The organism is Actinomadura parmotrematis, assembly GCF_019458805.1.
Taxonomy (GTDB): domain Bacteria; phylum Actinomycetota; class Actinomycetes; order Streptosporangiales; family Streptosporangiaceae; genus Spirillospora; species Spirillospora parmotrematis.
This window is the reverse complement of record NZ_JAIBOA010000009.1, coordinates 189224-209228: the sequence shown is the minus strand read 5'-3', so window position 1 is coordinate 209228 and position 20005 is coordinate 189224. Positions and strand designations below refer to the sequence as shown.

Below are 20005 nucleotides of genomic sequence, written 5' to 3'. Positions count from 1 at the left end.
CGCCGGTTCTGGCTACGCCGGGGACGCGTCGCCGCGCTCGGGCCGCCGCTCGGCCGCCGGCAGCAGCAGGGTGAAGATCGGCGGGGCGAGGCGGCGCAGCACGAGCCGCCCGCCCTCGGCCTCGGCCAGCGACCGCGCGAGCGCCAGCCCGATCCCGTAGCCGGGGCCCGCCGACCGGCGCCGCTCGAAGATGTCCTCGGCGTCGGTGTCCACCACGCCCGGCCCCTCGTCGGACACGTCCACCGCGAGGCCCCCGCCGATGTCGCTCGCCTCCACGGTGATCCGCCCGCCGCCGTGCGCCACCGCGTTGTCGACCAGCACCTCCAGGATCTGCCGCACCGCCGACGTCGTGGCGTGCACCACCGGCAGCGGCCCGTGCGCCCGCACGGTGAGCGGCCGCCCGGCGTCCTCGCGGCGCGCCTCCAGCTCGGCCAGCAGCGCCGGGACGTCCAGCGGCTCGCGGTCGGGGCCGGCGTCGCGGGCGAGCCGCAGCAGGTCGTCGATGATGTCGCGCAGGTGCTCGCCGCGCCGCACCGCCGTGCGCGCCGCCGCCTCCAGGTCGGCGCCGGGCCGCTCCAGCGCCGCCTCCAGCCCGAGCAGCAGCCCGGTCAGCGGGGTGCGGAGCTGGTGCGACACGTCCGCGCTGAACGCCCGCTCGCGGTCCAGCAGCGTCCCGAGGCGCCGTGCGGTGACCTCCAGCGCGCGGCCCGCCTCGTCGGCCTCGCGGATCCCCGACCGCTGCGCCCGGACGCTGAAATCGCCGTCGCCGAGGGCCTGCGCGGCGCCCGTCAGCCGCTCCAGCGGCAGCGCCAGCCGCCGCGACTGCGAGCGCGCCACCATCACCGCCAGGCCGATGACGACCAGCGCGAACGCCGCCATGAGCAGCCACGCGCCGTCGGTGCGCCGCGCCACCGCCGCGTCGGGCATCCCGACCCGCACGACCGCCCGCCGGCCCTCGTCGGAGGGGATCGGCGCCGTCACCGCGAGGACGCCCGCCTCGTCGGCCTGGTGCGGGCGGCCGTCGGACGTCGCGGCCGCCACCGGCGACGCCGCCGGGCCGTCCCCGGTGAGGCGCGCCCCGTCGGCCCGGTAGATGCCGACGACGATGCCGCCGCTCAGCCCTTCGGGCAGCGCCACCGGGCGCGGCCGGGCGGCGATGTCGTCCGGCGCGGTCGCCGCGACGCGGGCCGCGTCGCGCTCCAGCGTCGCGACGGCCTCGCTCCGGTACAGCCGCTGCACCGCCACCGCCAGGGTGAGGGTGAGCAGCACCACCGCCAGCGTCGTGACGCCCGCGATCGTCACCAGCAGCCGGCGGCGCAGCGGCACCCCCGTCGCGTCCCCCATCGGCCCTCCCGGGAAGGTAAGCGCGCTCGTAACCTGTGGTGCAGGCGTTCCTCACCCGGTCAGCACTATCGTGGCGCGCGAGAACGCTTGACTATAGAGAGCGGGGTTCGATGCGCAAGCTGCTGGTCGCCGCCGCCGTGCTGGCGGCCCTGGCGGGGATCGGCCTCGGGCAGGCGGGCCCGGCCCGCGAGCGGTCGGCGGGCTGCCCCGACACCGGCCGCGACGGCTCGTCGCGCTGGGCGCGGGCGGTCGACCGGGTCACCGACGCGATGGGCCAGACCCTCGCGGCGGGCGGCAGGCCGGGCCTCTGCGAGCGTCCCGGCCGACCGGACGGCCCGGTGGCGCCCCGGCCCGGCGCGGCGCGGGCATGAGCGGCGGCGGGAGGAGCGGCGCGGGCATCCTCGTCGTCGAGGACGACCAGGCCATCGGCAGCGAGCTCGCCGAGGCGCTCGGCGCCCAGGGCTACGCCGCCGACTGGGCGCGCACCGGCGCGGACGCGCTCGACCGCGTCGCCGGCCACGTCCCCGACCTCGTCCTGCTCGACCTCGGCCTGCCCGACATGGACGGCGTCGCGCTCTGCCGGCGGCTGCGCGCCCGCGCCCGCGACACCGTGATCGTCGTGCTGACGGCGCGCACCCGCGAGTTCGAGGTCGTCGTCGCGCTCGACGCCGGCGCCGACGACTACCTCACCAAGCCGTTCCGGCTGACCGAGCTGATGGCCCGCATCCGCGCGCACCTGCGGCGCCGCGGCACCGCCCGCGCCGACGAGCGGTTCGTCACCAGCGGCCCGCTCACCCTCGACCTCGCCGCCCGCCGCGCCGCCTTCGACGGCGCCGAGGTCGAGCTGCGGCCGAAGGAGTTCGACCTGCTGGCCTGCCTGGTCGCGAGCGCCGGCGAGGTCGTCACCCGCGAGACCCTCATCGACCAGGTCTGGGACGTCAACTGGTTCGGGCCGACCAAGACCCTGGACGTGCACATCTCGGCGCTCCGCCGCAAGCTCGCCCAGCACGGCGCCGACCCCGGCACCATCACCACCCTGCGCGGCCGCGGCTACCGCTACGAGTCGCCGTCCACGTAGACCCAGGCGCCGCCGACCCGCGCGAAGCGGCTCACCTCGTGCAGCTCGCCGCCCCGGTACCGGGCGCGGAACTCCACCGTCCCGGCCTGGTTGAACGCCGTCCCGTCCACCGTCCGGACGATCTCCAGCCCCTCCCAGACGGTCCGCCGGTTGAGGTCGACCGACACCGGCCGCGTCGCCGGATGCCAGGTCTCCAGCAGGTACCGGGAGTCACCGACGGCGAAGGCGCTGTAGCGCGACCGCATGAGCTGCTCGGCCGTCGCCGCCTTCGCCTCGCCCCGATGCAGGCGCCCGCAGCAGTCGTCGTACGCCGCGGGCAGCCCGCACGGGCACATCCTCGTCTTGGCCATGGCCCAATTGTGGCGCCTCTACAGCGCCTTCCACTCCGGGTCGCGGCCGAGGAAGCGGAGCAGCTCGGCGACGTCGTCGCCGGCGCCGTCCAGGACGGGGCCGAACGCGCCGTAGTCGCGGAGCGGCTGGATGACGACCTGCCGGGCGATCGGCAGCAGCTCGCGGGCCATCTCCGGCGTGATCGGCGAGGGCAGGCCGACCGCGGCGGCGACGTCCCAGGCGTGCACGGCGGCGTCCAGCGCGCAGGCGCCCGCGCCGACCTTCGCGCTCATCGTGTTCGGCGGCATCGGGACGGGCACCTCGGCCGCCTCCGGGTCGACCTTGGACCAGGCGCGCTCGGCGGCGGCGACCGCCTCCTCGACGAAGTCGGCGGGCGCGGTCGCGGGGGAGCCGGACGGGGCGAACGGGTCCTCGGACGGCATCGCGCCCTCGCCGAGGAAGGCGGCGTACGCCTGCTGGTCGCCGGCGGCGTGCTGGAGGACCTGGACGACGGTCCAGTCCGCGCAGGGCGTCGGCTTGGCGAGGTCGGCGGGGGCGACGGCGCGGGAGACGTCGCGGAGGGCCTGGTGCGCCTGGGAGAGGATCATCTGCGCCTGCTTTCCGGAGGGGGCCGAACAAGATCCATAATAGCAGAACGAAGCATTCCGTTCCAGTGTTCGGCCCGCCCGCCCCTCACCCCTTCAGCGGGTCGTGCCCCCAGTTCATGAGCGAGTGCCGCCAGGTGGTGTCGGTGACGTCGCCGGACGGGCGCTGCGCCAGGTGCCGGTGCACGTAGCCGACGACCTTGCGCATGTGCCGCACGTCGGCGTCGGTGAGGTCGTCCTCGCGGGTGCGCAGGATCTCCACGATCCGCCGCCCCGACGCGTGCCCCGTCGCCTCGCCGCCGCCCTTGTGCTGCCCCGCCGCCTTGGACGCGTCGGTCGCCAGCCACTTCTCCAGCTCGGCGGGCGCCATGTTGACGGCCTCCCGGAAATCCTCGCGCGCCGTCCCGTCGTCGCTCATCGCCGCTTCCCCTTCTTCTTCAGGGCGGACGGCTTGTGCACCGCCTCCTTGCCGGACTTGTCGCTGCGCACGAGGTACTGGGGGTCGTCCTCGGACGCGTCGACGGTCCGGCCGGCCGCCTCGGTCCGCTCCGTGATCTCCTTCTCGACCTCGCCGGGCACCCGGGCGCCGTGGCTCCGCCACTCCACCGCGTCGCCCCGCTCCAGGTCCGCGTCCTCCGCCATACCGCTCCGATCACCGAAAGGGATGCTCAGATCACCCTCCGTACCCGTCGGGGGAGGGTCGATGCGGAAAATTCGCGAATCCCCGTAATCGCGCGGCGCCCGTCGCGTCTCCCCTGCACGCCGCTTTCGTGGAGGAGACAGCCGATGCCAGAAGCCAGCCAGGTGGTCCCCCTGCCCCTGCAGCGCATCGAGCTCGGGATGCCGCCGGACTGCGCGGTGCGGATCGCCGCCGAGCTGCGCGACCACGTCCCGGCGGTCGCCGCGGAGGCCGCCGGCCGGATCGAGGAGGCGCTGCCGGAGTTCCTGCGCCCCCAGGACCCCCGCTACGCCGGCGCCCTGCGGATCGGCACCGAGCAGGCGATCCGCCACTTCCTCGACCTCATGGCCGACCCCGCCGCCGGCTCGTCGGAGGTGCTGCGCTTCTGGCGGCAGGTCGGCGCCGGCGAGGCCGCCGAGGGGCGCTCGCTGGACGCCTGGCAGGCCGCCGTCCGGATCGGCGCGGGCGTCGCCGTGGAGCGCCTCACCGAGCGCGCCGAGCGGCTCGGCCACAACGCCAGCGCCGCCACCGTCGCGGTGATCGTCAACGCCGTGTTCGGCTACATCAACCAGCTCGCCGCCGCCGTCGGCGAGGGCCACGCCGAGGTGCGGACGCGGTCGGCCGACACCCGCTCGGACTACCGGCGCCGCCTGGTCGACCAGCTCCTCGGCCGCGGCGCCGCCGACGCCAAGGCGCTGGCCGAGACGGCGCGGGCGGCGGGCTGGCCGCTGCCGCGCACCGCCCTCGCCGTCGCCCTCAAGGAGCGCGGCGCCGGCGCCCACCCGCCCGCGCCCGCCCCCGACGTCCTGCTCGGCCTGCACCTGCCCGAGCCGTGCCTGATCGTCCCCGACCCCGACGGCCCCGGCCGCGAGCGGGCGCTGGAGCGCCAGCTCCAGGGCTGGACGGCGGTGATCGGGCCGGTCGTGGAGCCGGCCGGGCTCGCGCGCTCGCTCCGCATCGCCCGCCAGGCGCTCGCCCTCGCCGAGGAGGGGCTGATCGACGCGTCCCGGCCGGTCGTCGCCGAGCGGCACATGCCGATCATCGTGATGATGCAGGAGCGCGACCTGGTCGAGGGCGTGATCAAACGGCGGCTCGCGCCGCTGCTCGACATCCGCCCCGCGCAGCGCTACCGGCTCGCCGAGACGCTGCTGGTGTCGCTGGAGTGCGGCTTCAACGCCACCGAGGTCGCCGGCCGCCTGCACCTGCACGCCCAGACCGTCCGCTACCGGCTCCGCCAGCTCGGCGACCTGTTCGGCGACGACCTGCACGCCACCGGCGACCGGCTCGAACTGCACATGGCGCTGCACGCCTGGCTCACCGCCAACGCCGCCGAGGCGCCGCCCGCCGCGCAGCTCCGCACCGGCTGATCAGGCGCCCTCGACGGCCCAGCCCTGCGCGGCCATCCCGGCGAACGAGAACGGCTTCAGCGCGGGCGCCGCGAGGCCCGACCAGCTCGCCTGGAGGTACCAGCCGTCGCCGTTCACCAGCCGGTCGACGCCCGGCGCGAACGCGACGATCTTCCACACCTGGTTCGGGCCGCCGCAGGGCGCCAGCGCCACGGTGTACTCGGCGCCGCCCTCCCACGGGACGCCCGCCGCCTGCTCGCCCCGCGCCAGGCACTGGCCCGTCGCCGCGCTGGCCAGCGTGAACCCGCCGGACGCGGTGGTCCGCCGCCACTTGGCGGTCGCGCCGCCGCAGGAGCGCTGCGCCACCGATCCGCCGTCGGGGACCAGGCACGACTGGAGGGTGGTGTTGCGGATCCGCGCCGTCGTCCCGCCGGCGGCGGTGCTCGCGGACGCGCTCGCCGCCGGCCGCGTCCGCCGCGGCTGCACGACCGTCGCCATCGTCGGCGCGTCCTCGACCGGCGGCACCGCCGTCGGCCGCCCCACCGCGCCCGGCGCCGCCCCCCGCGTCGGGCCCGCGACCACCGGCCCCGACCCGGCCGGACCGGGGTCCACCGTGACGACGACGACCGCGCCGATCACCAGCGCCGCGCCGACCATCCCGGCGGGCAGCGCCCACGCCGACAGCGACAGCGCCGCCGCCTTCCCCCTCACCGCCCCGGCCGCCGCCACCACGAAGATCCCGACGGGCAGCACGGCGCGCAGCCGCCCGTTGAGGTCGGCCATCTCCGCGGCCGCCCGCCGGCAGTCCGCGCACGTCTCCAGATGCCGCCGCAGCGCCCGGCCCCGGCGCCGCCCCGGCCGCCGCGTCGACGCGGCGAGCTGCCGGGTGAACTCCGCGCACTCGGGCCGCCCCGCGACGCTCGCCGCGAGGAACGCCTGCCGCAGCCCCTCCCGGGCCCGGAACGACAGCTGCGCGACGGCCCCCGGCCGCATCCCGAGCAGCTCGCCGACCCGTGCGACCGGCTCGTCCTCGATCACGGTGTGCCAGAGCACCGTCTGCCACCGCTCGGGCAGCGACCGGAACGCCCGCACCAGCGCGTCCAGCTCGTCCACGTCGGGCTGCTCGTCCACCGGCCCGTCGGCCCACCGCGCCACCTCGTCGGTGACGACGGTCCGCCGCCCCGCCCGCGCCCAGTCCACCGCCGCGTTCCGCACCGCCGCGTACAGGTAGGGCCGGCACGCCTCGCGCGGCCCGAGGCCCTCGCGCAGCGCCGCGAACGTCCGCGTGAACGCCTCGCTCGTCAGGTCCTCGGCGGTGTGCCGGTCGCGCACGAGCCCGCGCGCGTACCCGAGCACCGCGCCGTGATGCCGCTCGTACAGCGCGCCCGACGCCCGCGCGTCGCCCGTCCGGGCAGCCGCCACGAGCTCGGCGTCCGACTCCGGCACCGCACCCATAACCACCACGCAATCAAAACCACGGGGCGCGCCGCGCACAACCCCCACCGCCGGTTCCCTGGGGCTCCCGCGCCACCGGCACGACAGCCCCGAAGAACAAGACGCCCGAACGAACGATCGGTTACGCCCTCCGCCCGAAAAATCCCGCACCTCCCAGGAAAAGGCTTGACCCTCCCCTGACCCGCAGGAAAAATGATCAGTGATGCCGCCGACACGCCGCGCCCACCGCGCCCGCATCACCCCCGACGGAAGGCGCACCATGCCGGCACGAACCCGCGGCGACCGGGCCCGCGCCGAGGCGCTGGAACTGTCGCGCCGCTCCCGCGACGCCCGTGCCCACGCCGCCCGCTGGACGGCCGCGACCGACGAGCAGCGCCGCCTCGCCGCCGGCCTGCTGACCCTGACCGCCGCCGGCTGGCGCCTCCTCGCCGCCCGCGACTGGCCCGCCGGACCGCTGGTCCTCGTCGGCCCGGGAGGCGTCTTCGCCGTCCTCACCGATCCGCCCCCCGACGCCCTCCGGCAGCGCGCGGCGGGCGCCGTCCGCATCGTGGAGGAGAAGGTCGCGGCGCTCGGCATGTCCCCGGTCGCCGTGCACCCGGTCGCGGCCTTCACCGCCGCGCCCCCGGCCGCGCCCACCGCCCACGGCGTCCGCCTCGTGGCCGCGGCCTCCGCCGTCCCGGCCCTGCTGGCCGAGCCGAAGCGCCTCACGCCCGCCCTCGTCCGCGCCGTCGCCGACCACCTCGCCGACGACCTGCCGGGCTTCGCCGCCGAGGCGCTGGCCGGACCCGCCACCGCCGCCGACGCCGCCGACGCGCTGTTCAGCCGCGAGGAGGCCGAGCAGTCGATCATCGCCTCGCGGCTGCACGACCCCATCGAGACCTGGATGACGTTCCTGCACCCCGACCAGCTCTCCATCGTCCGCCGCGACTGGTCGGGCCCGGCCCGCGTCAGCGGCCCCGCCGGCACCGGCAAGACCGTCGTCGGCCTGCACCGCGCCGTCCACCTGGCCGGCCGCGGCGGCCGCGTCCTGTACGTGACGTACGCGCGGAACCTGCCGCGCGTCCAAGAGCAACTGTTCGGCCGGATGGCGCCGCGCGCGGGCCACGTGGAGTTCAGCAGCCTGCACGCCTGGGCCACCACCCTCCTCGCGTCCCGCGACGTGAGCTTCGACCTGAAGCCCGACGTCGCCGAAACCGCCTTCTCCCGCGCCTGGATGCGCGCCGGCCGCGACGGCGTCCTGGCCGGCCTCGCCGGCCACGCCTACTGGAAGGAGGAGATCGACCACGTCATCAAGGGGCGCGGCCTGGCGACCGTCCACCAGTACCGCGCCGTCGACCGTCCCGGCCGCCGCACCGCCCTTCGGCCCGCGCACCGCGACGCCGTCTGGAACCTGTACCTGGAGTACGAGCGGCTGCGCGCCGAACGCGGCGTCCACGACTTCAACGACGTGCTGTCCGCCGCCCTCGCCGAGGTCGAGCACGCGCCGCCCGACCCGCCCTACACCGCCGTGATCGTCGACGAGGTGCAGGACCTCACCCTCGTCGGCGTCCGCCTCCTGCACGCCCTGGCCGGCGACGCCCCGAACGGCCTGCTCGTCATCGGCGACGGCCAGCAGGCCGTCTACCCCGGCGGCTACCGCCTCGCCGACGCCGGCGTCTCCCTCAGCGGCCGCGGCGCGGTCCTGCGCACCAACTACCGCAACGCCGCACCGATCCTCCAGGCGGCCCTGGACCTGGTGTCCGGCGACCCCTTCGACGACCTGGACGGCCCGCGCCCCGACGGCCGCCGCACCGTCGAACCGACGTACCACAAGGGCGGCGTCGTCCGCGCCGAGGCCCCGACCCTGGCCGACCACGACCGCCTCCTCACCGAGGCCCTGACCGCCCTGCCGGATCCCTCCGGCGCCGCCGTCCTCTGCCGCACCAACCGCGACGTCGACCGCTACGCCGCCCTCCTGACCCGCGCCGGCGTCCCCGTCCTCCGCCTGGACCAGTACGACGCCACCCCCGCCGAGGCCGTCAAGCTCGGCACCTACATCCGCGCGAAGGGCCTGGAGTTCAAGCAGGTCTACCTCCCCCGCCACAACGCCGACCTGCCCGCGTCCCCACCCGCCACCGCCCCCGACACCGAACGCGCCGAACTCGCCCGCCGCCAGCTCTTCGTCGCCATGACCCGAGCCCGCGACCTCCTCTGGCTCGGCTCCGTCCAGGGTTCGGACTGACGGACCTGCGGGTCAGGTTTTCTCGGCCACGGCTCCAAGGGCGGAGCGGAGGGTCGCGAGCTCCACCCTCCCGTCGGGAGAGTCGACGGCCCAGGCGTACCAGCCGTTGATCGAGGTGCCGACGAGCTCTCTGGCGGCACCCGAAACGGACGTGAAGACTTGGTCGCCGTATTCGATATGGCCGTCGGGAAGGACGAGCGCCTCACCAGGCCGTTTGGCGCTGGTCGAGAAGAGCCTGTCGTAGGGCTTGAGAAGCCCGGCGTTGATGAGGTCCAGCACGGTGCAGTCGTGCCTGGTCTTTTGGACCGGCGGCGGAACCTCCGCCGGGGGAGGCGCGGCGACCATGCTCAGGGAGGTCGGCGGCGTCCACGCGTGCTCTGCCGGATCATGGCCGATCAGGCGGAGCACGCGAGCGATCGGCATGACACAGGAGTCGAGCATCTGCCGGTCGTGTGGTGCGAGATTCTCGTCGCCCGTCCGGCCCTTACCGCACAGTCGCACGCTGCCGGAGGTGTCGAACAGGTCACGTAGTCGGTCTCCCAGCGGGCCGATCTGATCTGAGCGGAAGCCGTGACTGGTGTCCCTCCGGATCAGCAGTGCGCGGGACCAGCGGACCTCGCCGCCGGCACGGCTCATCAAACGCGTGCGAATTCCTGCGGGTGCTTCGCCGACGTGACGGACCCCGTCTCCTTCAGCGGATGGGGAATCGAGCAGGATGTACGCGCCGGGAACGTCCCAGAACCCGGGCAGCGACATCATGCCGTGCCGCTCGACGATCGCCACGCAGAGCGCGGCGTGGTCGATGTAGATCTCGACCGGATGCGCGGCCGTCTCTGGGACGGTGACTCTTGCCGACAGGTCGCCCACCGATTCCGCTACCAAGTCCTACCTCCGATCACCCGGCCATGCTAGGCGTGTTCGCCCAGGTCACGCCGGGAATCGTGCAGATCGATCCGCTGGGAAGGGGGATCAGCCCATGGTCTTGGCGCCGTCGAGGGACTCGCGGAGGATGTCGGCGTGGCCGGCGTGCTGGGCGGTCTCGACGAGGATGTGCAGCAGGACGCGGCGCGCGGACCAGCTCACGTCGGCCTCGAACCACGGCGCCTTCGGCAGCGGGTGGGCGGCGTCCAGGTCGGGCAGGGACGCGACGAGCTCGTCGGTGCGGCGGGCGACCTCGGCGTAGCCGTCGAGGACGCCGGCGAGGATCTCGTCGGGCAACAGCCGGAACTCGGCGGCACGGGCGGCCCAGTCGGCCTCGGTCATGGCGGTGAAGTCGGGCATCGCCGACGGGCCGTCCGCGATGAAGGCGGCCCAGCCCCGCTCGACCGACGCGACGTGCTTGATCAGACCGCCCAGGCACAGCTCGCTCGCCGTGGTGCGGGCGCGGGCCTGCTCGTCGGTGAGGTCGCGGGCGGTGAAGCGCAGGAAGTTCCGCTGCTTGGCCAGCGCCGCCAGCAGGTCGGCGCGCTCGCCGGTGAGGGTCGCGGTGCTGTTCATGATCTCTGCCTTCCGTCGTACCGCTCTCGGACAGGACCCACGCTAGAGAGCCTTGCGGCCACTTTCCGTCCTCAATTGCCGCAGGATGGGGAACATGGCGAACACCAGTGCCCGGACGCTGCGTCTGCTGTCGCTCCTGGAATCCCGCCGCTACTGGCCGGGCGGCGAGCTCGCCGAGCGGCTCGGGGTCTCCGCGCGCACGCTGCGCCGGGACGTCGACCGGCTGCGCGAACTCGGCTACCCCGTGGAGGCCCGGCGCGGCGTCGACGGCGGCTACCAGCTCGCCGCCGGGGTGGCCCTGCCGCCGCTGGTGATCGACGAGGACGAGGCCGTCGCGCTGGTGGTGGGATTGCAGTCCGCGGCGCAGAGCACGGTGGACGGTGTCGCGGAGTCCTCGGTCCGGGTCCTGGCCAAGGTCGTGCAGGTGATGCCGTCCCGGCTGCGGCGCCGCGTCGAGGCCCTGCGCGCGATGACCGTCTCCGCCGCGTGGGAGGCGCCCGCCGGAGCGGACGTGGATCCGGGCGTCCTGCCCGTCCTCGCGCTCGCCTGCCGCGACGCCGAGCACCTCCGCTTCGCCTACACCGCCGCCGGCGGCCGGAGCACCGACCGGCACGTCGAGCCTCACCGGCTGGTCCGCCTGGGACAGCGCTGGTACCTGGTCGCCTACGACCTCCTCCGCCACGACTGGCGCAGCTTCCGTGTGGACCGCCTCACCGACCCTCACAGCACCGGCGCCCGCTTCCGCCCCCGCACCCTGCCCGCCGCCGACGCAGCCGAGTTCGTCCGGGAGTCACTGGAGAACGCGCCCTGGCCGTACCGGGTGGAAGTCCTGGTCGACGCACCGGCGGCGGACGTGCGCGAGCGGATCGGCCGCTGGTACGCGATCGAGGAGCAGGACGCCGCCCGCTGCCGCATCAGCATCGCCACCGATTCCCTGGACTGGCCCGTCCTGGCCCTCGGCATGCTCGACGCCGACTTCCACGTCCTCGGCCCGCCCGAACTGATCGACCGCGTCCACACGTGGGGCGCCCGCTTCACCCGCGCCTGACGCGGGCTCGGTTCAGCCGTGAGGAAGGCGTTGGGACGTCCTGCGCGGGCCGCCGGAAGGGCGGGGAGTGCGCGCCAGGAAGAGCCAGATGTCGCCCGCGTACTGGGCGCCGAGGACGCGACCCTTCTCGACGAGCCAGGGGAAGCCCTGATGGAACTCGCCGTAGTTGTCGTTGGTGACGATCGTGGCGCCGGTGCGTTCCGCGTACTCGATCACCGCGCGGTCGGCCTTGCCGTGGGTGCCCGCGGGCACGCGCACCAAAGCGTCGGCGGCGATGGCCTCCTCGAAGGCGGGCCGCTCGGACGCGTCGATCTGGTGCTGGAACGCCGGATCCACGAAGGCGGTGACGCGGGCCTGCGGGAACTCCTTGGCCAAGGCGCGGAGCGCGCTCTGCAATCGGGCGAGGCTCGGCCGGTCGCCGCGCGACTGGAAGCCGTTCCCCCACGCCAGGTTCGAGCCGTCGACGGCGAGCGCGGTGATCTCGGGCGCTGCGGTGTCCGTCGCGGGACGCGAGGCTGGCGGCTTGGGGACGGGAACCGGAACCGGCGCCTTGAAGACGGGCTCGGCGGGCCGCACCGCCGCCCGCAGGGGCGGCGTCAGCGCGAGCTCTCGCAGGTGCTCCTCGATGAGGTGGGTCGGCAGGCAGCCGCCGGAGGTGAAGTCGCTGATCTCCTCGTCCAGGAGCACCTCGCCGGTGGAGACGAGGGTAGCCGTCACGCGGAGCAGCCCGTCGGTGGTGTACACGTACTTGAGCGTGAACTCGGCCTCTCCGCGCGGCAGCTCGCGCGGGAACGCGACTCTCAGCGTGGTGAGCTGGAAGTTCTCCTCGTCGCTCAGCGGCTTCGCCGGATCGGCCTCCCATACGGGGATGTCCACCGACTGCACGGTGGCGCCGTTCGGGGTGTAGTGCTTCTCCCGGGAGGCGGGCAGCGGGGAGCCGGCCTTGATCAGGGTGCTGAACTCCTTCGCGCCGTCGCGCCCGTGCGGCTGGTGCGTGGTGCCGAGCGCGTACATCGAGGTGACCTTCAGGACGCCCTCGGTCTCACGGTCGAACAGGGCCGCGGCGACGGCGGCTCCCTCGGCGACCGCGGTCATCGGATCGCAGAGGTCGGGGCTCACCGTCGCGTCGTCCATGAGCCGCTCGACCGCCTGCCGGACGCACGGGATCCGGCTGCTGCCGCCGATCATCAGGATGTCGTCGATCTCGGCGGGCTCGGCCCCGAGATCGTTCAGGCAGCGGCGGGCCGGGATCAGCGCCTGCTCCACCAGGTCGGCGATCTCGGCCTCCAGCTCGGAGCGGCCGATCTCGACCGCGGGACGTCCGGGGACGTCGACGTGCACCGACTCCTCGACGGACAGCCTGATCTTGCTGCGTTCGATGGCCAGGGCGAACGCGCGCTCCTGCTCGGGGGCGAAGTCCGGCAGGCGGTTCAGGCGGCCGAGCACCATCCGGCGCAGCCGCTGGTCGATCTCGATGCCGCCGAGCTGGGTGATGCCGTGCGAGATCTTCTCGTGGAAGAAACCGTCGACGTGCTCCAGCACCGTCACGTCGATGGTGCCGCCGCCCCAGTCGAACACCATGATGGTGCCGTTCTCGCCGAGGTGGTGCATGTAGGCGAGGGCCGCCGCGGTCGGTTCGTTGAGCAGCGCCTTGACCTTGATGCCGGCCGCGGCGGCCGCCGCCCGGGTCCGGTAGCGGGCGCCGCCCTTGGCGTTGGCGGGCACCGTGATGACGGCACTGTCGAACGGGGCGAAGTAGTCGTCCGCGCGGTCGCGGATGGCGGCGAAGACGCCGGCGGCCACGCTGGTGGCCGGGAAGCGGCGTGCGCCGACCTCGATGGCGCCGTCGCTGCGCAACATGCGCTTGCACGCCTCGATCGTGCGCTGCGAGCGGAGCTTGGCCTCCCACCCGTACAGCAGTCCCCGCTGGAGCGCCCCCTGGCCCGCCACCGTCGGGAACAGGTTCTCGAACGAGGGGTAGAACCAGTCGGCGTCGATGTGGTCGCCGTCGAGCGGGAGCGGTTCGGCCGCTGTCCCGTTCCACTGCGCGATCACCGAGTTGGTGGTTCCGAAGTCGATCCCCGTGGCCATGCCCGCTACCGCCTCATTCCCCGTCAACGTCGGTGCCGCCCGCGGCACCGGTCAGCTCGGCCAGCGGCACGCAGTGGTGCCGCCCGCCGTGTGTCTCGTGGTCGTCGATCCTCGCCTGACCGCTCTGCACCACGGCCCCGGTGGCGATGTCCAGGTAGGCCGGGTGGACGACACGGACGCAGTCGCCCTCGTCCTCGCCGTTGAGGACGGTGAACCACCGCTGGGTGTCGCGGTTCAGCGTCTCGATCTTGGAGATGCCGGCCCGCTCCAGCCAGCCCGGCATCCGCGCCCTGATCTCCTTGGTCCGCGTCTCGCGGGTGATCAGTCGCTCGATCTCGATGATCTGGGTGTGGTGCTGCTTGCGCGAGCGCATGGCGTCCTGGACCGCCTGCCTGATGATCATCTTGACGCGCTGCTCGGTGAGCTCGGGGGCGTCGACCCGGCCCAGCAGCTTGGCGGCCACGTCGGCGAAGGCGCCCACCAGCTCGGGAATGTCGAGCGGAGGGGGCAGCACGACCGGCTCCAGCCGGTACTCCTGGACGCGGGGGCGGCGGTGGGCGTCGCGCCGCTGGTTCTTACCGGGGATGGGGTCCGCCTTCCGAAGTCATGTCGATCTCGGCCGCGCCGAACTCGTCGAGCAGATCCGCCGCCGCGCCGGCCCGCACCGGGGCCAGGTCGCTCTCATCGGTCGCGGTGCGCCGGGCGAGTGGCGCGAGCGACGGGACGAGCACCGCCGACCGCTCGGCGGGCACGTCGATGACGCCCGGCTCCACCGGGAGGGCGAAGAAGCCCGACGCGCCGACGGCGTCATGGATGCGCCGCCAGGCGTCGTTGATGCGCGCCGACTCGTCGACGTCGTCCCGGTGCTCGACGGTGAGCGCCCGCCAGCGCTCGTTCCAGGCAGGGTCGCCATGCGTGAGCCCGAGGACGAAGAACGGGTTCTCCCATGACTCCCGCTCGTTGACGGGCGTCTCCAAGCGCGCCTCGACGAGCCGGCGGTTGGCAGAGATCACGGGATGGTCGGCGTCCAGCAGTTCGACCGCGAGATCGAGCCGTCCGCTCCTGTGCTCCGGGCCTTGGGGGCGCTGCATCAGGTAGGCGCGCAGGTTGCGGATCTCCAGGTCGTAGAGGGCCGGGGGCTCCTCCGCGGCGGAGAACGCGGAGAGGGCGTCCGACTGGCGCACGGCCCCGGCGAGGTCTCCCCGGACGATCCGCTCGTGGGCCGAGCGGAAGGCGTTCCACAGGTGGAAGTCGCTGGCGCGCGGGTCCATCCAGCGGTCGCGGTCGCCGTCCGCGGCGGCCTGCGCGCTCCACTGGGCGGCCAGCAGCCGCCACAGCCCGCGATCGGCGGTGACCCACGCCGGCCACCTGCCGACGGGCACGCCGTCCAGGACCGCCCGCAGGTTGGCCTGCTGCTCGGCGGGCAGCGCTGCCCGCAGCTCGAACAGATCCGAGTTGTCGCCCTCGTAGAGAGCGGCGAGCGCGTCCAGCACCGCGTCGCCCGTCTCGACCGCACCGGCCAGGTAGGCGTGGCGGGAGACGGCCTCGGGCCAGCCGAGCGCCGCGGCCTGCGCTGACGTGATCTGGTCGGGGACGAGCCGCGCCGCCAGATAGTCGGCCTCCCGCGGATCGGCACGCCGCTCCCAGGGCCGGTCGCCGGCGCCCACCTGCCCGTTGTCGATCAGATCGTCGACCAGGGAGAGCGGGAGGGCGGCACAGGACTCGGCGAGCTCGCCGCCGGTCAGCCGCACGGGATGGCCGAGCACGGCCAGGTAGCGGCGCCAGGCGGCCGAACCGGACAGCAGGGCCTCCGGCAGCCGGCCGACGGCCTGGACGGTGGGCCGCTCCTCGGCCAGCAGCATCGCCCTGATCAGTCCGAGCTCGCTGAACCACGGGACGCCGGCCTGGCCGAGGACGACCAGGTTCGCCACGAGTTGCGCTGGAGGCAGCTCGGCGAGCGTCACTCGCAGCGCCTCGGGAAGATCGATCGACGGCGGCCCGGTCAGCGCACCGTGCAGGACCGCGCCGTGCCCGCTGCCTGGTGGGAGTTCGGTGACCAGCGGGCGCAGCGCGGAACGGATCGCGTCGACCGTGTCGGTCCCCTGGACGCCGAGGAGCGCCCAGGCGGTCTCGACGGGGTCCGCGGCCGCCGCCGCGCGCGCGGCGCGCTTGCGGGCGCGGCGGGCGCGTTCGTTCTCGATGAGTTCTTGTCTGTTGACCACGGTGGGGGGAGGGCCGGAGCAGATCAGGGTGACCGTCACCTTATCGGCAACGCCTGACGAAAGTCAGGGGGTGAACGCGACGAGTCAGCACCGACGGCCGCGGCGCCTCATGCTCCGGCTCCCCGCACCGCCGGGCCTATGACGCCCCGGGTCGCCACCAGGGGAGGCGGGACGGGGGCCGCCCGCCGCGCCGCGCTTGGTTCTCCGGAACGGCCGGGAGCACCTGACCGCCGAGCGCCTGCATCATCTCCGCTGGTGACCCGGCCTCGACGAGCCGCCCGCCGGCCAGCGCCCACAGAGATCCGGTGAACGGACCCCACCACAGTGGGACACCGGGGAAGCGGCGGCGCAGCTCTGCGAGCACGGATCCCACGTCGGCTTCCCGTCCCCACCGCGGCGGGACACGTGCTCCGCATCGGCACATGGCGAGCCTCTCAAGGACCGACGACGGCCCAGGCGAGCCGCCCCCGGACGGTGTCGAGATGCCCGTGGTCGTAGGCGTACGCGCGGACCAGCATCAATCCCCGCCCGTGGTCGCCGGGATGCTCGCGGACCGGGCCGCCCTTCGCCCCGCGACCCGTGGAACCCGCGTCCAGCACCGTCAGCCAGACGCGATCACCGTGCCGGGACAGCCCGACGGTGATGCGGCCGCCGGGCCGCCCGCTCGCGCTGTGCCAGAGGGCGTTGGTGGCGTACTCGCCGGCGATCAGCTCGACCGAGTCGGCGACGCCGGCGTCGTCCACCAGCAACGTCCGGACCCAGCGGCGCAGGAGGGGCACGGCCTCGGCCGTTCCCGGCACGTCCATGTTCCACTGCTGGTCGCCGAGGTGAGGGAGGGCGGGCACTCCCTTGCGGGAGCCCGGTTTCGCGATCCGGCGCGACATGCGATCCGGCCGCGGCAGGGGCGAGATCAAGGATGCGCGGACTAGTCTCATCTCCGTCTCCTTCGAGGGGATGAAGCCGTGCGGCCGGGCCAGGGGTCCAATCCGAATCCCGGCCGCACGGCGGTTCTACACAGGTGAGGTGCGGCCAGCGGCTCGCCGCTCAATGATCCCCTTGCAAACCGTGATCAATGAGTCACGCTGTGTTCCTGTATACGTTCTTACTGTGGACTGTTCATGATCACAAGAGAACAGTGCAGCTTTGTTTGGGTGGCGGTTTTCGGTAATCGGTAAGTGACGTTTGGTGCACACTGGCGACATGGTTCAGCCCCACAACCCGACTGTCAGGGGTCGCCGCCTGGCCAGAGAGCTACGCGATCTCCGCGAGCGTGCGGCTTTGAGTCACGAGGAAGCGGCCCGCCGGCTCGGCTGGAGCCGCCAGAAGATCATGCGCATCGAGAAGGCGATCACCAAGGCCAACCCCCACGACCTGAACGCCATCCTTGAGCTCTACGGCGTGACCAGCCCCAAGCGCGAGGCGCTGGTCCAGCTTTCCAGAGACGCTTGGAAGCGGGGTTGGTGGACCGCCTATCGCGACATCTACGCGGGTACCTACCTGTCCCTGGAAGACGAGGCCGCCAGGTTCCGCGAGTGGCAGCCGCAGGCGGTACCAGGGCTCCTTCAAACCCCCGACTATGCGCGTGAAGTGATCAAGTCGTTCACCACTGATGAGGCTCACATTGAGCGACGTTTGGCCGCTCGCGTCACCAGGCGTTCCCTGCTGAGCCGCGATCCGGCGCCCCGGTTTCACGCCGTCCTGGACGAGGCGATCCTGTTCCGTCTCGTAGGGGGCCGGGAGGTCATGCGCACGCAAGTGGAATCGTTGTTGGCGGATGGGCGCCGCCCGAACGTTGCGCTCCAGATCCTGCCGTTCGCAGTAGGGCGTCATCCTGGACTCGACGGTGGATTCACGATCTTGTCTTTTGAGGAGGGCGTCGATCCGGACATCGCTTACCTGGAGACGACGGCGGGGGACCTGTACATCGAGGCCGAGGACGATGTGGATCGCTGTAGAGTCCGCTTCAAAGACCTGTCGGCGCTGGCGTTGTCGCCGGACGAAACACGTCGACGCTTGGAGCGGGGGCTGAGGGAGGTGGCGGGGAATGGGTGAGCGGCGTGACCCGGCATGGCGACGTTCTCTCCGCAGTACCAGTGGTGAGAACTGCGTCGAGGTGGCCGCCCTGCCCGCTGCGGTCGCCGTCCGGGACAGCAAGGACCCCGATGGCTCGCGACTCGCCTTCGGCCGCGCCTGCTGGGCGGACTTCGCGGCTCGCCTTAAGGCCGGCCGGCACGATCTGCCGTAGGTCGCGGCGCCGCAACGGGGACGGCGTGCCGTCCCGCTCCTGATCTCCCACACGCTGTTCAAATGTGGGCGAGCGTCTCTGAACGATCACAGTTTGTGTTGACTTTGCCAAGAGCCCCACCCTCGTGTTGATTTTGGGCCGCGTGTACTCTGAACATATGAGCGAAGCTTCCGCACGTGACGACGAAGCCCTGGTCTCCGGCGCGGAAATCGCCAGGTTGGCCGGGGTGACACGGGCCGCCGTGTCCAACTGGCGCAAGCGCTATCCCGACTTCCCCGAGCCGGTGGGCGGCGGCAACCGCAGCACCCTGTTCCGGCTTCCAGAAGTACAGGCGTGGCTGAAACGCCAAGACAAGGGTGTTGAGGTCTCCGCCGAGGTGCGGGTGTGGCAGGCGCTCCGCAGCGAGTACGGCGAGGACATGCTCCGCGGACTCGCCGATCTCGCTTCGGTACTGGCGGGGAGGGCCGAACCGTCGATCCTTGCGGACCGCGTGGACGCGGCCGTGCGCGATCTGCTCGCGGAACGCTCACCGGCGGACGCGGTCGAGGGACTGGTGGAGCGATTCGCTTCGGCACCGGCCCGGGACGGCGCGGACCAGGTGACCGGCAACCGCCTGATAAAAGCGATCGGATCCTTCGCCCGAGCCACCGAAGCCGAACCGGCCACGATCCTCGATCCCGCCTGCGGCATCGGTTCCCTCCTCCTCTCCTTCGGCAGGAAGACCCGTCGTCGTCTCGTCGGGCAGGACATGAATCGGTCCGCCGCGCGCCTGGCCGCGGCGCGGGCTGCGCTGGCCGCGTTCCCTGACACGGCCATCCAGGTGGGAGACACGTTGCGCGCCGACCGCTTCCCCGGACTGCGCGCCGACCTGGTGGTGTGCGATCCGCCGGTGAACGTCCCGGCCTGGGGCCGCGAGGACCTGCTGATCGATCCACGCTGGGAGTTCGGGACACCGCCGCGCGCGGAGAGCGAACTGGCCTGGTTGCAGCACTGCTTCGCACATGTCGCCCCGGGTGGCCGCGCCATCGTGGTGATGCCGCCGTCGGTCGCCTACCGCAAGGCGGGCCGGCGCATCCGCTCCGAGATCGTCCGGCAGGGCGTGCTGACCGACGTCGTCGCGCTGCCCGGCGGCATGGTGGCCACGCACGTCCAACCGGTGCACCTGTGGCTGCTCGCCCGTCCCGGCTCCGGGACGACTCCCGCCGAGTCGGTGCGCATGGTCGATCTGACCGGCGCCGATCCGGACGGTCCTTACGAGCCCACCGACCGGCAGGTCGCCCGCATTCGGCTGATCGACCTGCTGGACGACGACATCGATCTGTCGCCCGGCCGCCACGTCGCCGCCTCCAACGTCGATTTCCTGGCCGACTACCGTGAGCTGCGCGCGTCCGTGCAAGCGCACCTGAACCGGCTGGACCGGCTGCTGCCGTCCCTGGCACCCGGACCGGGACAGCTCGACGGTGCGGCGACCAGCGTGGCGGACCTGGCCAAGGCCGGCCTGGTCGATCTGACCGAGGACGGCGCCGTCTCCGCCAGCGATCAGCTCGACACCGACTACCTGCGCGGCTTCCTACAATCCGCGGCGAACGTCCGCCGGTCGACCAGCGGCAGCGGGACGTTCCGGCTGGACGCACGCGGCTCCCGCATCCCCAACATGGACATCGACGAGCAGCGCCGCTACGGCGAGACCTTCCACGCACTGGCGGAGTTCGAGCGGGCCTCCGGTGAGCTCGCCCGCCTGGGCGGCCGCGCCGCGGAACTGGCCCGGACCGGGCTGACCAGCGGAGCGCTGCGCCCCTCCAGCGAGGACACCGACCAGGACACCGAACGACGGACCTGAACCC

The 20005-nt window shown here is 73.5% G+C and carries 20 protein-coding genes; 8 read left to right on the top strand and 12 right to left on the bottom strand.

The genetic code is table 11. The features are described 5' to 3' along the window. Positions 1–12 precede the first annotated feature (12 nt). Positions 13–1344: a HAMP domain-containing sensor histidine kinase gene (locus K1Y72_RS16365; RefSeq protein ID WP_220167189.1), complete on the bottom strand. Its 1332-nt coding sequence runs from the start codon at positions 1342–1344 to the stop codon at positions 13–15. Positions 1345–1454: 110 nt separating this feature from the next. On the opposite strand from K1Y72_RS16365, the gene K1Y72_RS16360 reads away from it, so the two are divergent. Together K1Y72_RS16360 and K1Y72_RS16355 are read left to right on the top strand one after the other, a co-directional pair. After that, on the top strand, positions 1455–1715 hold the full coding sequence (locus K1Y72_RS16360) for a hypothetical protein (RefSeq protein ID WP_220167188.1): 261 nt from the start codon (positions 1455–1457) through the stop codon (positions 1713–1715). Then, the gene (locus tag K1Y72_RS16355) at positions 1712–2422 is read left to right on the top strand and encodes a response regulator transcription factor (RefSeq protein ID WP_220167187.1); all 711 of its coding nucleotides are present in this window, start codon (positions 1712–1714) and stop codon (positions 2420–2422) included. Before K1Y72_RS16360 ends, K1Y72_RS16355 begins: the two co-directional genes overlap by 4 nt. On the opposite strand, the gene K1Y72_RS16350 is transcribed toward K1Y72_RS16355, so the two are convergent. The 4 genes from K1Y72_RS16350 to K1Y72_RS16335 all read right to left on the bottom strand — a co-directional run bounded on the left by K1Y72_RS16350 (position 2401) and on the right by K1Y72_RS16335 (position 3999). Beyond that, on the bottom strand, positions 2401–2772 hold the full coding sequence (locus K1Y72_RS16350) for a YchJ family protein (protein ID WP_220167186.1): 372 nt from the start codon (positions 2770–2772) through the stop codon (positions 2401–2403). The two genes, K1Y72_RS16355 and K1Y72_RS16350, sit on opposite strands and share 22 nt — an antisense overlap. A gap of 18 nt (positions 2773–2790) precedes the next feature. Further along, a complete protein-coding gene (locus tag K1Y72_RS16345; RefSeq protein ID WP_220167185.1) occupies positions 2791–3360 on the bottom strand; it encodes a TIGR03086 family metal-binding protein in 570 nt (189 codons plus the stop codon). A gap of 85 nt (positions 3361–3445) precedes the next feature. Further along, on the bottom strand, positions 3446–3775 hold the full coding sequence (locus K1Y72_RS16340; protein WP_220167184.1) for a DUF3140 domain-containing protein: 330 nt from the start codon (positions 3773–3775) through the stop codon (positions 3446–3448). Continuing rightward, positions 3772–3999, bottom strand: coding sequence for a hypervirulence associated TUDOR domain-containing protein (locus K1Y72_RS16335; protein WP_220167183.1), 228 nt, complete (start codon positions 3997–3999; stop codon positions 3772–3774). Before K1Y72_RS16335 ends, K1Y72_RS16340 begins: the two co-directional genes overlap by 4 nt. Before the next feature lie 144 nt (positions 4000–4143). On the opposite strand from K1Y72_RS16335, the gene K1Y72_RS16330 reads away from it, so the two are divergent. Then, the gene (locus tag K1Y72_RS16330) at positions 4144–5403 is read left to right on the top strand and encodes a PucR family transcriptional regulator (protein WP_220167182.1); all 1260 of its coding nucleotides are present in this window, start codon (positions 4144–4146) and stop codon (positions 5401–5403) included. Here the strand turns inward: K1Y72_RS16330 and K1Y72_RS16325 are convergent, their stop codons facing one another. After that, on the bottom strand, positions 5404–6837 hold the full coding sequence (locus K1Y72_RS16325) for a sigma-70 family RNA polymerase sigma factor (protein WP_220167181.1): 1434 nt from the start codon (positions 6835–6837) through the stop codon (positions 5404–5406). A gap of 259 nt (positions 6838–7096) precedes the next feature. Here K1Y72_RS16325 and K1Y72_RS37170 point away from each other — a divergent pair, with 259 nt between their 5' ends. Continuing rightward, the gene (locus K1Y72_RS37170; protein ID WP_220167180.1) at positions 7097–9058 is read left to right on the top strand and encodes a UvrD-helicase domain-containing protein; all 1962 of its coding nucleotides are present in this window, start codon (positions 7097–7099) and stop codon (positions 9056–9058) included. A 12-nt stretch (positions 9059–9070) separates the two neighbouring features. Here K1Y72_RS37170 and K1Y72_RS16315 read toward each other — a convergent pair whose 3' ends face one another. Continuing rightward, positions 9071–9925, bottom strand: a complete 855-nt coding sequence (locus K1Y72_RS16315) for a restriction system modified-DNA reader domain-containing protein (RefSeq protein ID WP_220167179.1) — start codon at positions 9923–9925, stop codon at positions 9071–9073. A gap of 102 nt (positions 9926–10027) precedes the next feature. Then, positions 10028–10555 (bottom strand): DinB family protein, encoded by a 528-nt coding sequence (locus K1Y72_RS16310; RefSeq protein ID WP_220167178.1) that lies wholly within the window; start codon positions 10553–10555, stop codon positions 10028–10030. Between the two features lie 94 nt (positions 10556–10649). Between K1Y72_RS16310 and K1Y72_RS16305 the strand changes: the two genes are divergently transcribed. Continuing rightward, positions 10650–11603 (top strand): helix-turn-helix transcriptional regulator, encoded by a 954-nt coding sequence (locus K1Y72_RS16305; protein WP_220167177.1) that lies wholly within the window; start codon positions 10650–10652, stop codon positions 11601–11603. A 12-nt stretch (positions 11604–11615) separates the two neighbouring features. Here the strand turns inward: K1Y72_RS16305 and K1Y72_RS16300 are convergent, their stop codons facing one another. The 4 genes from K1Y72_RS16300 to K1Y72_RS16285 form a co-directional block, all read right to left on the bottom strand. Further along, complete coding sequence (locus K1Y72_RS16300) at positions 11616–13694, bottom strand: Hsp70 family protein (protein WP_220167176.1); 2079 nt, start codon at positions 13692–13694, stop codon at positions 11616–11618. Between the two features lie 13 nt (positions 13695–13707). Then, entirely contained in the window at positions 13708–14208 is a 501-nt protein-coding gene (locus tag K1Y72_RS16295) for a hypothetical protein (RefSeq protein WP_220167175.1), read from the bottom strand. A gap of 61 nt (positions 14209–14269) precedes the next feature. Then, complete coding sequence (locus K1Y72_RS16290; RefSeq protein ID WP_220167174.1) at positions 14270–15916, bottom strand: hypothetical protein; 1647 nt, start codon at positions 15914–15916, stop codon at positions 14270–14272. A gap of 434 nt (positions 15917–16350) precedes the next feature. Then, positions 16351–16761 carry an ATP-binding protein gene (locus K1Y72_RS16285; RefSeq protein WP_220167173.1) on the bottom strand — a complete coding sequence of 137 codons (411 nt, stop codon included), beginning with the start codon at positions 16759–16761 and terminating at the stop codon, positions 16351–16353. 355 nt (positions 16762–17116) lie between these two features. Between K1Y72_RS16285 and K1Y72_RS16280 the strand changes: the two genes are divergently transcribed. From K1Y72_RS16280 to K1Y72_RS16270, 3 genes are all read left to right on the top strand, one after another. Continuing rightward, a complete protein-coding gene (locus K1Y72_RS16280) occupies positions 17117–17968 on the top strand; it encodes a helix-turn-helix domain-containing protein (protein WP_220167172.1) in 852 nt (283 codons plus the stop codon). After that, positions 17961–18161, top strand: a complete 201-nt coding sequence (locus tag K1Y72_RS16275; RefSeq protein WP_220167171.1) for a DUF397 domain-containing protein — start codon at positions 17961–17963, stop codon at positions 18159–18161. Before K1Y72_RS16280 ends, K1Y72_RS16275 begins: the two co-directional genes overlap by 8 nt. A 157-nt stretch (positions 18162–18318) precedes the next feature. Next, the gene (locus tag K1Y72_RS16270) at positions 18319–20001 is read left to right on the top strand and encodes an N-6 DNA methylase (RefSeq protein ID WP_220167170.1); all 1683 of its coding nucleotides are present in this window, start codon (positions 18319–18321) and stop codon (positions 19999–20001) included. Positions 20002–20005: the final 4 nt, after the last annotated feature.

Coding starts and splice junctions, on each gene's coding strand:
- K1Y72_RS16340 (WP_220167184.1), bottom strand. CDS start 3,775: ATGAGCGACGACGGGACGGCGCGCGAGGATTTCCGGGAGGCCGTCAAC.
- K1Y72_RS16300 (WP_220167176.1), bottom strand. CDS start 13,694: ATGGCCACGGGGATCGACTTCGGAACCACCAACTCGGTGATCGCGCAG.
- K1Y72_RS16355 (WP_220167187.1), top strand. CDS start 1,712: ATGAGCGGCGGCGGGAGGAGCGGCGCGGGCATCCTCGTCGTCGAGGAC.
- K1Y72_RS16365 (WP_220167189.1), bottom strand. CDS start 1,344: ATGGGGGACGCGACGGGGGTGCCGCTGCGCCGCCGGCTGCTGGTGACG.
- K1Y72_RS16275 (WP_220167171.1), top strand. CDS start 17,961: ATGGGTGAGCGGCGTGACCCGGCATGGCGACGTTCTCTCCGCAGTACC.
- K1Y72_RS16335 (WP_220167183.1), bottom strand. CDS start 3,999: ATGGCGGAGGACGCGGACCTGGAGCGGGGCGACGCGGTGGAGTGGCGG.
- K1Y72_RS16330 (WP_220167182.1), top strand. CDS start 4,144: ATGCCAGAAGCCAGCCAGGTGGTCCCCCTGCCCCTGCAGCGCATCGAG.
- K1Y72_RS16305 (WP_220167177.1), top strand. CDS start 10,650: ATGGCGAACACCAGTGCCCGGACGCTGCGTCTGCTGTCGCTCCTGGAA.
- K1Y72_RS37170 (WP_220167180.1), top strand. CDS start 7,097: ATGCCGGCACGAACCCGCGGCGACCGGGCCCGCGCCGAGGCGCTGGAA.
- K1Y72_RS16325 (WP_220167181.1), bottom strand. CDS start 6,837: ATGGGTGCGGTGCCGGAGTCGGACGCCGAGCTCGTGGCGGCTGCCCGG.
- K1Y72_RS16360 (WP_220167188.1), top strand. CDS start 1,455: ATGCGCAAGCTGCTGGTCGCCGCCGCCGTGCTGGCGGCCCTGGCGGGG.
- K1Y72_RS16345 (WP_220167185.1), bottom strand. CDS start 3,360: ATGATCCTCTCCCAGGCGCACCAGGCCCTCCGCGACGTCTCCCGCGCC.
- K1Y72_RS16280 (WP_220167172.1), top strand. CDS start 17,117: ATGGTTCAGCCCCACAACCCGACTGTCAGGGGTCGCCGCCTGGCCAGA.
- K1Y72_RS16350 (WP_220167186.1), bottom strand. CDS start 2,772: ATGGCCAAGACGAGGATGTGCCCGTGCGGGCTGCCCGCGGCGTACGAC.
- K1Y72_RS16270 (WP_220167170.1), top strand. CDS start 18,319: ATGAGCGAAGCTTCCGCACGTGACGACGAAGCCCTGGTCTCCGGCGCG.
- K1Y72_RS16310 (WP_220167178.1), bottom strand. CDS start 10,555: ATGAACAGCACCGCGACCCTCACCGGCGAGCGCGCCGACCTGCTGGCG.